Genomic DNA, 12,072 nt, shown 5'->3' with positions numbered 1-12,072 from the left:
TCATCGAATGGCGTCCAGGAGACGTGATTACGGATCGCTGTCGCCGCGGCTGCAGGAGCTCTCAGCCAAGACGACACCCGTCGAGCCCTACCAGGTCACCGACGAGATCAGCATCGAACACCCCGGCCGCAAGCGCCGCGACGAACTCAACGAGGCCTACGCGCAGATCACGACGTGCAATGCACGTTCCGCCGCGCTGCTGAGCAGCCTCAACGACGCCCCCCGACCGCCGAACACACCGGCCGACGACGCGACCGACGAGCAGGTGGCCGAGTTCGAACGGCTCAACGCAGAGTTCGATGCGCTGATGGCGACGTGGGTCGAGCGCATGAACAAATTCGACGAGAAGTCCGAACAGTTGGCCGCCGACTCGGCCGCTGCGTCGAAGCGCTACCAGCAGGCACTGTTCGGCCCGGCCTACGACGACATCATGGCGCTGTCGGAGAACTGGGACCCCCAGTTGTGGGACGACTTCGTAGCCGACGTCAACTCCTGGTGTGGCCGCGGGGTCAATCCGCCCCCGGACGGCACCTGCAGGACATGCGGCCAGGTCGTCGACGCGGAGGAAGCGGGAAAAGCGCCGTCATCCTCGACCTGATCGAGCACTACTGGGATCAGATCGAGGCCGATTTCGCCACCGAGCTCGGCGGCACGGACGCACGTGACTGGATTCGTGGTGATCGACCATGGGACCAGTTCCTGAACTACTGCGTGACCGTCGCTCAGAGGCCCGGAACGAAGCTCTACGCCGCCCAGCTGAACGACGACAGATACCTGCCGGAGTTCGAGAAGCTGCTTGCCGAAACCGAGCCGTCGACCCGACCGCCCCTGGAAGGCCATAGCCGCCTGGTGCAGGCGATCTACATGCTGGCCAACGAAGTTCGTGCGCAGACCCGGATCATCGGCCGCGTCGAGCTGCGCCCGATAGAGGGTCCCGAGATGCCGGCTGACCGCATTCGTCAACAGAAGAAGGCCACCGGTTTGGCCCGAATTGCCTCACTACTGAAGGGAGGGTGACCCCTTGGCATACAACGCTGGCGAAGCCCGCCTCGCAGTAGTCCCCGACCCAACAGGGTTCAAGGCCAAGCTCGAGGCCGACATGCGCCGCGTGCAGGCCAGTTTCGCCGTTCAGGTCACCGCCGACACCACCACCGCCGCGCAGCACCTCGCGGCGTTCCGTGCCCGCGAGGCTGCCAACGCAGTCAACCTGCGCGTCGACGTCGATACCGGCCGCGCGCAAGCGCAGCTCGCCGCGCTGCGCACCGCAAGCTCCGGTCTCGGCGGCGGCGGTGGCGCTCTCGGCATCAACGCCGGCCTGCTGGGACTGTCCGCCGTGGGCCCTGCCGCGTTGGGCGTCGCGCAGCTCGCCGGTGCGCTGCAACAGCTTTCACAAGCGGCGTTCGTGGTGCCCGGCGCGATCGGCGGCGCGGTCGCGTCCATCGGGACCTTGGCCATTGGCGTGTCTGGCGTCAAGACGGCCTACGAGGCCGTCACCGCGGCCGCAACCAGCTCGGGACAGAATCAGGCCGCCCAGGCGCGGCAGTCTGCCGGAGCGGCCAACACGCTGCGCAACGCGCAGAAGGATCTTGCTCAGGCCTACCGCGATACGCGCCAGGAAGTCACCGACCTCAACATCGAGCTCAACGGTGGCCGAATCAGCGAGAAGCAGGCCATCAACGACGCGCTGCGAGCACGCCGGGATCTGATGACCGGCAGCTACAAAGACGCGCTCGATTATGCCGACGCGCAACTGCGGGTCGAGGCCGCCGATCAGCGGGTCGTCGAGTCGCACCAACGCAACATCGACCTGCAGGATCGGGTCAACGAAGCCAACGCGCAGGGCATTTCGGGTAACGAGCGTGTTGTTCGCGCGCAGCAGGCCGTTGCCGACGCCCAGGCCAACGTCGCGGCCACCGCCACCGCAGCGTCGATGATGCAGCAGAAGGCCAACGAAGAGATGGCCAAGCTTGCACCGAACGCCCGCGAGTTCGTCGACGCGCTCGTCGAGACCAAGGACGCGCGCGACAAGATCCGCCAGGCAGCCCAGCAGCCGCTGTTCGCGGGCTTGGCCGGTGAGCTGAAACAGCTCACCTCGAGCCTGCTGCCGTCGGTCACCGCCGGTGTGGGGAACATCGCTACCGCGTGGAACCGCAACATTACTCAGCTGATGCGCTCGGTTGGCTCTGACAACAGCCGCGGGCTACTCGACCGCATCCTGGGCAACACCGCCGACGCGCAGGATCGGTTCACCCGCGCGATCGATCCACTGGTCCGGGGCATCGGCACTATCGTCGCGGCCGGCTCCGACTCCCTGCCCCGCATCGCCGACGCCGTCGGCGCGGTCGCCGATCGCTTCGCCAACTTCATCGAAGGCGCCGACTCTGACGGTCGTCTGGCCCGCTGGATCGACGAGGGCATCGACGGGTTCACCGATCTGGGCAACATTGTCCTCAACATCGGTAAGAGCTTCACTGCGATCACCCAGGCGGCCGGCGGGAACCTGCTGTCCACGCTGAGCGATCTCACCGGCCGGATGGCCACATTCCTCAATTCCGCTGACGGACAACAGGAACTGCGCGAATTCTTCCAGCAGGCCCGCCAGGACCTCGAAAACTGGCGACCCATCCTCGAATCGCTGCCCGGCCTGTTCCGCGGGCTGATGGACGCGGGGCGCGAGTGGGCGGCCATCATCCTGCCGCCGCTGGCGGACATCTCGAAGTTTCTCGGTGAGCACCCCACCCTGATCGCTGGAGTGGTCACTGCGTTCGCCGCGTGGAAGACGATCTCGGGCGTCTCCACCCTGATCGACAACCTGACCAAGATCAACAACTTGCTCGGCTCCGGCGGTAAAGGCGGCAAGGGCGGCAAGGGCATTCTTGGGAAACTGGCGCTGATCACCGTCGGCGGTGTCGCGCTCGATCAGCTGCTCAGCGACGACGACGCCAACAGCCCCACTCCGCCGGGTGTCGGCGACGCGCTGGGCAACCTGGGGTCCAACATCGCTGCCGGCGCTGGGAGCGGGGCCCTGGTGGCCGGCGTGCCCGGCGCGATCGCCGGAGGCGTGGGCGGCGCGGGCAAGAGCGTTGTCGACCGCGCCACCGGAGATCTGCAGCGCGGCCGCGCCGAAGCCGATCGCCGCGCCGCCGAACAGGCCGACCAGCACCGCAACGACACCACCGGACCGTACGCGCCGGCCCAAGCCGGCGGACCAACGCTCGACGCTGAGTTGCGCGACAAGGTCGCGGCCGGTCTCGTACCGGGGTACTCGCTGGCACCGGACGGCACCATCCTCGGACCCGACGGCAAGCCGGTGCCCGCGTTCGACGGCGGCGGCCCGACGCCGTCTGGCCGCGGACCCGGCCCGACCGGCGGCTGGCTCGCCGAGATCCACGACGACGAGTGGATTCTGCCCAAGCACGCTCGCCAGGCCGTGGGCGATAAGGCGCTGTGGGCGCTCACCCAGGGCCGCAGTTTCGAGCCCGGCGGCTACGTCGACCAATACGGGAACCCGGTCACCCCCGGCGCAGCACCCGGGCCGGCGGCCGGCGCGGCACCGCAGATCGCGGCAAACCCGTACCAGGGCGGCGGGGTCCCCGGCATCCTCGGCTCGTTCCTCCAGGGCATCCAAGGCCCGATCGGTAATGCCATCAGCCTGGGCAGCGGCCTGGCCAATGCAGCCGGCGCGGCGCCTGGGGTCGATCCGGGCATGCAGACCCAGCACGGGCTCGGCATCACCCCGCCCGGCCCTACCGCTGGAGCCGCGCCCAGCTTCGCCGACCGCATGTCCCAGGTGCCCGGTTTGTGGGGCCTGGTGGCGTCCTCAGCGAGTTCCGACCCGGTCGGCAACATGAGCGCCTGGGGACAGCAGACCGCCTCGTGGCTGGGCAACTGGGCGTCGAACACCCTGACCAGTTTCGGGTCGGCGCTGTGGCAAGGCGCGCTCGGCTTTTTCGGCCTTGAGAATTCGATCCTGTCGCCGAACAACGCGTGGAACCAGGCCGGACAGAAGGCCGGCCAGTTCTTCCTCGGCAGCGACGGCCCCGTCGGCGCTCTGCTCGGCAGCGGCGCGTCAGGTTCGGGTGCCGCGCCGCAACTGGGTCAGCAGGCGATCACGCTCGGGGACGGCACGCAGATCGCGATCCCCACGTTCGGCACCGCCAACGGCGCAGCCGGCGCCGCACCGGAACCCTACGGACTGCCTGCCGGATCGAACAGCGGCGGCTATGGCGGGGCCGGCGTGTAGTTCCCGCCGTGGGTGTACCAGCTCGGCGCCGCGTTCGGCGTGAAGCCCAGCACCTACCCCGGGCACCAGGAAGACAGCGGCGTCAACAAGGGCATCGACTGGGTCGGCCCGGTCGAGAACATGCAGCGCTTCGCCGAGTACCTGTCGTCTATCGGCGGCATGGAACAGGTCATCTGGCAGAACCCCACGACCGGGCAGCGCATCGGCGTCGCCGACGGCCGCCGCGTGGGCCCCGGCACCGACCAGCCGGGCTACTACCGCAACGACTGGGCCGACCACGCCAACCATGTCCACACCCGCCAGAGCTTCTCGATCCCGCTGCCGGGCGGGGCGTCGGTCGCCTCGGCCGGCGCCGATGCTGCAGCACCGCAGTGGAATGCGAACTGGCAGGCGATCGCTCAGGGCGAGTCCGGCGGTAACTGGGCGATCAACACCGGCAACGGCTACTTCGGCGGTCTGCAGTTCCTGCAGTCGAGTTGGGAAGCTGCGGGCGGAACGAAGTTCGCGCCGCGAGCTGACCTCGCGACCCCGACGCAGCAGATGATGACGGCTGAGCGTCTGCTGGCCATGCAGGGCCCCGGTGCGTGGCCGAACACGTTCGTGCCGGCCACCCACGATGTCGGCGGCCTGGTCCCGCCCGGGGCGTCGATGGTGGTCAACCGCACCGGAGGTAACGAGTACATCCTGAACCGGCCGCAGGCCGAGACCGCGGCGCACGCGTTGGCGGCGCAGAAGATCCTGCCGAAGCCGCGCGGCGGCTTCCAGCCGGTGCCCGACGCCAAGGTCAAACAACTGCCCGCGCCGATCGAGTCCGGGGCTGCCCCAGCCGCCCAACCGCCGGCGTCCGTCGCGCAGCCGCCGGCCACCGTGCCGGAGCCGGCCGCGCCGCCCAGCGGTCCCGAAGCGCCCACGCCCGTGACTGCTGGGGCGGCGCCGCAGATCGCGCCGGCCACACCCGGCGGCACGAACCACAACCTCTCAGCGATCGACACGGCAATCTCCTCCGGCGCAGCGACGTTGGGCAACATCGCGTCTACAGCCGCGTCGATGGGTGCCGGCGCCGCAGGCGCGGGCCCCGCGGCCGGCGCGGTGGGCTCGCTCGTCGGCGGACTGTTCCAGCAAGGCGGCAAGATCGCCCAGGACCTGGTCAACGTCGGCTCGAGCTTCCTGGTGGGCTCGGTCCCCGGATCGTTCGGCGGACCGCCGGGATCAAACCCCTACGGGCAGACGGTGCGCGCTGAGCAGAACGTGCCGGTGACGGCAACCCCACGGGTGCAGAACAACACGTTCCACGGCATGGATATCCCGAAGGTGTTCCAGCAGTTGGATCTTCGTGAGGCGCAGGCCTCCCAGGCGGAGCTGGCGAACAAATGAGACATCAGCTCGACACGATCGATGTGCTCGGGGTCAACGGGGACTTCTGCCGCATCTCCCCACCGGGCATGTCCTGGGGTCCCGAACTTGCGCGCGGATCGACCGGCCTGTTCGACATGCCGATCCAAACAGAATGGGGCAGTTACGGTTACGGGCAGTTCTTCCAGTCCTGGAAACCGAAGCGCCGCGATGTGGTGTGGACGATCCACATCATCAATCCCGAGACCGGCACCCGCCTTGATCAGGACTCCGATCTGTGGCACCTGATCTACTCCCGCTGGAAGGCGATGTTCATCTCGCCGAGCAGAGAAGCGGTTATCCGCTACACGAGCGCCGACGGTGTGCGCAACCTCGGCCTGCGCACCCTGGACACGACGAAATCGTTCTCCACGCAGCCGTTCGAGGGCGGTGACCCGCACGAGTGGGCGTACGGGTCGGTGACGCAGACGCTGGCCGCCGAGCTGCCGTTCTACGTCGGCCGCCCCGACACGTTCGAGTGGTCCAGCGACGGCCCGGGCGACTTCTTCTTCAAGCTGCCCTATTTCAATCCCTCGGCCGTGGACATCTGGGCCGAGTGGGACGTGTCCTGGGGCGCGAAGTACCAGCTGCCGGATTACTCGTTCGCCAATGAGATCTACGGCCGCGGGATCGCCGATCTGGGCAAGACGGTACCCACCCCGACGATCCTTGAGTCCGACGGCGAAACGTCGGTGTTTACTCGCCCAGACCTCGAAACCTACATCTCGGTCAACGAAACGCCGGTCGGGTTCCGCGCAGCTGGAATGGATTTCGAGTACCCCATCCCGCCCGGGGAGGGCGACGCCGACCCTGAGAACGGCGCCACGGTCCGGGTGATCGGAGCGACCGAGCAGGTCCACGTGAAGCTGACCCTGCCGCGGTGGTACGACACCCCCTTCTCGGCGCCGTTGGTGGTGTGACGGTTGCCCACACTGGAAGCCTTGCGCCAGTCCCGCGCGATCACCGACGAGATCCGCAGACAGCGCAAGGCGATTCAGCGTGCCCAGACCGAAATCCGGCTGTATCGCAACAACCCGACAGGTGAGCCGGGACTACTGCCGCGGGGGCGGCTGAGCGCCCTCGACACCGCTGAGCACAAGTTCCAGAAGCGCAAGAACGTGTCCTCGCCGGGCATGTTCCGCATCCCGACGAGCCACTATCTCGCCAAGTGGATTGCCTCGATCCCGAACACCCCCGAGGAATGCAAGAACGTCGTCGTGCGGGTCGACCGGTGCGGCGGCGCCTGGCGCTGGACCGGGCAGCTGCACCACTGGGTGGTCGAGAAGATCGACGGCGTCGGCTACCTGACCGCGCATTTCAACGACGACATGCAGGTCATCCAGTTTCTGCTCGGACCGCCGAATCCCGCACTGCCACTGGGGCTTTTTCAGTTCCCGCGCGATTTCTTCATCTACTCGCCAGGGATCTGGGGCGCCGCCACCACCATTTTCCTGAACATCTGGCGGCAGCAGGCGAACATCTGGACGCTGCCCGACGATCCTTTCGATCCCGAGCAGTGGGACGACTTCTGGGACTGGGGCGACTGGCAGGTCCACGTCAAATGCCCGTCCTTCCTGAAGGACTCGTCGCTGTGGGCGCTCTACGCGTCCCGCATGAACTCGATCGACTCGGTGATCGCCGACGGCCTCGACGACGGCCAGCTGTGCCTGGACTACCGCCGCATCTTCACCGACGAGGGCGAAACCACCACCGGCCTGCTGAACAACAACATCGCCAACGGCGCCCTGGTCTTCGAGATCACCGACCGATCCGGGTTCGCCCGCGAGGACGGCACCTTCACCTCCGGATCGTCGGTCGGCGGCTTCACCCGCACCGTGATCGACTGGATCGACGGCGTGGTCGTCGACTCCCGCCGCTTCCGCCAAGACGACCAGTCGCTCTACCCCGACGAGTACTGGCAGCGCGGCTGGCTCGGCACCCTGGCGGCCGCGCCCGGCGTGTGCGTCCGCGACTCGCAGTGGAACGATCTGCAGTCCAAGACCACCTACTCGCCGGCCACCGCATCCCAGGTCGTCGTCGGCGGTGACAACCCCACCGCCGACGCGATCGCCCAGCTGACGATCTCAGCGGTCGGCAACCTGCTCGGCTACTTCCTGCTGTTCGGTTTCGACTCAGCCGGCGACATCGCCGCCGATCTGATCATGCCGTTCCTGGTCGGCACCATCCTGGCCTGGGCGCAGTTCGAGAACGGCGATCGCGCCACCTCGATGGGCTGGGTGCACCTGTGGGAGATCTACCAGTCCGGCGCCGAGCAGAACGTGTGGTCGCTCTCAGCTGCCGCGACCGCCCGCGGCGGCATGAAAGCCACCGACTCCGAGACCAACCACACCTTCGTCGTCGACGACTCGACCTGGGTCATCCCCGGGCTGCACTACCAGATCGGTGACCGGATCTCCTCGAGCGACGGCGAGATCCAACGCATGGGCATCGACATGCTGTTCATCAACCAGACCGAGGAACAGACCCTCAGCGGCAACGACACCGGCCACTCGGAATTCCTGACCAAGTGCGGCCAGTCCAAGGCCGCGATGTCCCGCGGCGAGCGGCACTCCAAGCTGCTCAAGCGCGCACTCGACAAGATCGCCGACATCGGCGTCCACCTGATCCAGTGACAAGGGAGCACAACATGATTCACGAGGTGCTGTGGTGCAGTCACTGATCGGTGCCGTCATCCTGTCGCGGGGCAGCGTGTGGAAACCGCATCCGATGACCGATCCGCCCTACCTGCACCCCAACAACAACGGCGTGCAGGTCTGGCCCGACGGCGCCTACTGCTTCGCCCGGTTCACCGACAGCTCCGGCGACCTGATCATCGACGACCTCGAGCTCCCCATCCAGCCCGACGGCATCTACCCCCGCGGTGACGCCGAAGAGATGGACCTGATCCCCAACGGCGCGAACTTCGAGATCTACATCGACCACCAGGGCGACGTCGAACAGATCCGCCACGGCAACGTGCTGCGCCGCGAAGCTTTCTACGCCACCCCGCCCTCGAAAGCAGCCATCCCACCGCAAGCGTTCTCCGACTCATTCCAACGCGACGCGCTGGGCACCAAGTGGAAGCCCGTCACCGGCCGCACAAAGATCTACGACCACTCCGCACTCGGCCTACCCAACGGGGTCTGCGTCGACGGCATCTGGGACCAGAAAAGCTCGATCCGCTACGTGCGCGAATTTACCGGCGACGCCATCGAAGTCCGCGTCCGCGTGGTCAACCCGTGGTCCTCGCAGAACGGCAAGAGCGGGTTCATCGTCTGCGCGGACATCAACCTGACCACCGGCCTGGTGATGCAGCTCGAGACCAGCGTCGGCAACAAAAAGCTGCACCTCGGAACACTCAGCGGACCCAACGCGATCGTCGACCGGATCACACCGGTCGCGAACACCGTCGCCAACCTCGACGACTACCTGATCCGAGTCACCGGTGACGGCACCGTGCTGTCGCCGATGGTCACCTCCGTCTACAAGGGCGACAGTCTGTCTCCGATGGCCCGGTGGACCGACGAGGCCGCGATCGTGCCGCACGGCCGCGGCTACCGGCACATGGGGATGAACTTCGACGCGGCCCTGCTGAATTCCGGTGTGCGGGTGGTCAGCTGCGCAGCACGGGATGCCGTGTGAGCGCTGAGCTGCTCACGCGACAGTTGTGGTTCGTCGCGCCGCCCGGGCGCGCACCGATCGCCAAGAAGCTCGTCACGGCCGGCTGGCAGCACCACGAGGACCTCGCGACCCGCAAGGCCGTGCAGGAGCCCGGCACCGAGCGGATGGGTAACTGGGCGCCGCTGCGGCTGGCCCCGCTGTCGGCCACCGCGGACATGCTGTCCCCGCCCAAGCCCAACCCGCGAGCCGCCGAAGAGATCGCCGCGCTGGCCACCACGCTCGGGTTCATCCCGCACGCCTCGCGCGTCGACATTGCCACTGGCTTCCACCAGCTTGGGTGGCGGTGGGAGCCGAGCTCGCTCGGCGATGTGGCCGCGGCCGCGACGCACCCTGCCAAGCCGGGCAGCCCGCCGCCCAGCGACATGCCGTCGGCGCTGCAGGCGCTGCGCCGTGTGCCGGCGCTGCGCGACCTCGCTGACCGCGTCGAGGAAGCTCTGGCGGCGGCCGAGCGCGGCGACACCTCGCTGCGCGAGCAGCTCGGCGCCGAGCTGCTCGGCAGGTTCGGCGACGTCGAGCGCAAGCTGATCGCCCACCGCGATGCCGGCGATATGGAACCCGACAAGCTCGAGCCCGAAAGCGACACCTGATGGCGGTGATGCCCGACGGGCCGGCCGGGATCGACCCCAAGGCAGCCAAGTACGGGTTCACCGGCAACAACGGTTCGATCTCCGGCGCCGCCGGACGCACCCAAGACGTCGTCGTCCGCGAGCTCAAAGAGGACGCCTACGGCACAGACTTCGGCCGCAACGACCCGTGGGACGGGCACCCCAAGATGCCGCAAGGCCCGCTGCTGTGGTCCGTGCTCAACGCCCTGTCCAAGAGCCTGCTCAAACGGCCAGGGGACATCTGGCCGAACATCAACGACCTGTTCGACGGCCTCGAGGCAATCCCCGACAAGCTCACTGAGCACACCGAGGCAATCACCACCCTCGAGCAGATCGCCGCCGCATCGAACGCCACCCCCGCCTGGCTGTCTGCGCTCGACGACATGGCCAGCGTGCCGCGTGCGCTGCTGCAGACCGTGGCGATTGCGTCGGGTTCCAACAACAAGCCCCGCTACGCCGACATCCTGACCGCAGAGGACACCGTCGGATACTTGCATCAGGGAGTGCTACCGACCATCCGTCCGGTCGCGGGCAAAGGGTCGTCGGTCGGCGACATTCTCTACATCCCGGTGGTGGCCGACCGCGTCGGAACCGCCACCACGATCCGCTGGGTAGTCGGCGCCGACACATCGATTTTCTCGATCGACTACTACGAAATCGCGCTGTGCGGCTACAACCCGCTCACGGGGAACGTCGAGAAGATCTGGACATCCGGAGACATCAAAGACGCTGAGGCCAACGTCGGCAGCCTAGGAGACCTCCCCGACGAAACGAGTATCGCGCTCACCGGTGCCGGCGGCCAGACCAAACCCGGCCAGCTGCTATTCGTCGCACACCAGCAGACCGCCCCCGGGCTGCTGCAGACCACGCGACGATTCGCCGCGGTACCTGAGCCGCCCCTGAGCCGCAACGTTCCCGTCCTCGACGCCTGGTGCTACGTAGTTCCCGCCTACTCGCAGGGCATCCCCTCGAGCTATGCGTTCGCCGACATGGTGCGCGAGAACCGTTACATCCCTTGGGCGTCCATCACGGTCGACGCCGTCGATATCGGAGAGGCAGCGTAGATGAGCGTGCTCGAGCAGCTGGCCGACCATCTCGACGAGCTGGCGGACCAGCTCGAGGACCTGGTCACCGCGGGGGAGTACCTGTGGTTCCGACCAACCACCAACACCTTTCATGCGAGCACCACACTGGCGCCGCCGCAAGCCGGCGATCTGTACCTGTTCGTCGCATCGTCCGGGTGGGTCAGTCAATGGGCAGGGGACTGGGATGCCGCCGGCCTGGCCCTTGTCGACGCTCTCGCGGCGACTATGGCAGATACGGAGAACTGATGGCCTCGATCATCACGCTGTGCCTGGCGCCCGCTGGCAACCTCGGGCGTGCAACATTGGCACCGAACCACTTACGCGGTGATCTGTTCCGCGACAACTACGTTCGACGCGACGTCCGCTACACCACCATCCCCAGCATGGACAACGCCGAAGAGGGGCGCGACAACCTCGACGCTGCGCTCCACGCCTACCCTGGCAAGAAGATCGTCGAGACCCATTCGATGGGCACACAGGTGGCCTGCAAGTGGCTGCGCGACATCGGCCCCGACTCCGACATCGACCCCGACGACGTCATCTTCGTCGGCACCGGCAACCCGGAACGCAAGTACGGCGGAGTGACGACCGTGCCCGACGCCGGCCTGCCGGCGATCTACGGCGGCATCGGGCCGCCCGCGGACACCCCGTACACGATGTACGACATTGCCCGGCAGTATGAATTCTGGTGCGACTACCCGACCGGGGAGATGAACGACCTGGCTCACCGCGCCGCGATCGCCGGATTGTTTCTGCACCTGGACTACTCACAGGTCGCGGTCAACGACCCCGCCAACGTCGAGCTCGTCGAGGGCAACGTGCATTACCTGCTCGCACCGACCTGGCCGGTGCCCACGGTCGGAAAAGCGTTCCGCGCCAGCGCCGCGGTGCAACAGGCCGACGACGACGACCGACCCGTCATCGACTCGGCCTACAACCGGCCCTTCACTGTGCCGACACCGACCGTGCGGCGCATCACCTCATTCCTCGGCTGGAACACCGCCACCAAGCGCCTGGTGAATACCTACGTACCGCGCTGGAAGCCCTTCGGATGAAAGCAAGGTTC

11 protein-coding genes are annotated in these 12,072 nt (G+C 67.3%); all 11 read left to right on the top strand.

Annotated elements, in window-relative coordinates; genetic code table 11:
• Positions 1-7 precede the first annotated feature (7 nt).
• Genes ACZ50N_RS23815 through ACZ50N_RS23765 form a run of 11 tightly spaced genes read left to right on the top strand, consistent with a single transcriptional unit; the run spans position 8 to position 12,061 of the window.
• On the top strand, positions 8-598 hold the full coding sequence (locus tag ACZ50N_RS23815) for a hypothetical protein (protein ID WP_464473923.1): 591 nt from the start codon (positions 8-10) through the stop codon (positions 596-598).
• The gene (locus ACZ50N_RS23810) at positions 541-1,017 is read left to right on the top strand and encodes a hypothetical protein (RefSeq protein ID WP_464473922.1); all 477 of its coding nucleotides are present in this window, start codon (positions 541-543) and stop codon (positions 1,015-1,017) included. Before ACZ50N_RS23815 ends, ACZ50N_RS23810 begins: the two co-directional genes overlap by 58 nt.
• A gap of 4 nt (positions 1,018-1,021) precedes the next feature.
• A complete protein-coding gene (locus tag ACZ50N_RS23805) occupies positions 1,022-4,243 on the top strand; it encodes a hypothetical protein (RefSeq protein ID WP_464473921.1) in 3,222 nt (1,073 codons plus the stop codon).
• Between the two features lie 12 nt (positions 4,244-4,255).
• On the top strand, positions 4,256-5,617 hold the full coding sequence (locus ACZ50N_RS23800; RefSeq protein WP_464473920.1) for a transglycosylase family protein: 1,362 nt from the start codon (positions 4,256-4,258) through the stop codon (positions 5,615-5,617).
• Positions 5,614-6,555: a hypothetical protein gene (locus ACZ50N_RS23795; RefSeq protein WP_464473919.1), complete on the top strand. Its 942-nt coding sequence runs from the start codon at positions 5,614-5,616 to the stop codon at positions 6,553-6,555. The genes ACZ50N_RS23800 and ACZ50N_RS23795 overlap by 4 nt, the downstream gene beginning before the upstream one ends.
• Before the next feature lie 21 nt (positions 6,556-6,576).
• The gene (locus ACZ50N_RS23790) at positions 6,577-8,268 is read left to right on the top strand and encodes a Gp37-like protein (RefSeq protein WP_464473918.1); all 1,692 of its coding nucleotides are present in this window, start codon (positions 6,577-6,579) and stop codon (positions 8,266-8,268) included.
• A 34-nt stretch (positions 8,269-8,302) separates the two neighbouring features.
• Positions 8,303-9,277: a hypothetical protein gene (locus tag ACZ50N_RS23785; RefSeq protein WP_464473917.1), complete on the top strand. Its 975-nt coding sequence runs from the start codon at positions 8,303-8,305 to the stop codon at positions 9,275-9,277.
• Complete coding sequence (locus tag ACZ50N_RS23780; RefSeq protein WP_464473916.1) at positions 9,274-9,903, top strand: hypothetical protein; 630 nt, start codon at positions 9,274-9,276, stop codon at positions 9,901-9,903. Before ACZ50N_RS23785 ends, ACZ50N_RS23780 begins: the two co-directional genes overlap by 4 nt.
• A complete protein-coding gene (locus ACZ50N_RS23775; protein WP_464473915.1) occupies positions 9,903-10,985 on the top strand; it encodes a hypothetical protein in 1,083 nt (360 codons plus the stop codon). The genes ACZ50N_RS23780 and ACZ50N_RS23775 overlap by 1 nt, the downstream gene beginning before the upstream one ends.
• Positions 10,986-11,252, top strand: a complete 267-nt coding sequence (locus tag ACZ50N_RS23770) for a hypothetical protein (protein ID WP_464473914.1) — start codon at positions 10,986-10,988, stop codon at positions 11,250-11,252. It begins immediately after the preceding gene.
• Positions 11,252-12,061, top strand: coding sequence for a PE-PPE domain-containing protein (locus ACZ50N_RS23765; RefSeq protein WP_464473913.1), 810 nt, complete (start codon positions 11,252-11,254; stop codon positions 12,059-12,061). The genes ACZ50N_RS23770 and ACZ50N_RS23765 overlap by 1 nt, the downstream gene beginning before the upstream one ends.
• The last annotated feature ends 11 nt before the right edge of the window (positions 12,062-12,072 follow it).

It is taken from the genome of Mycolicibacterium obuense (assembly GCF_055397605.1).
Note: the sequence above shows the minus strand (reverse complement) of the source record. Positions and strands in the feature narration are given on the sequence as shown.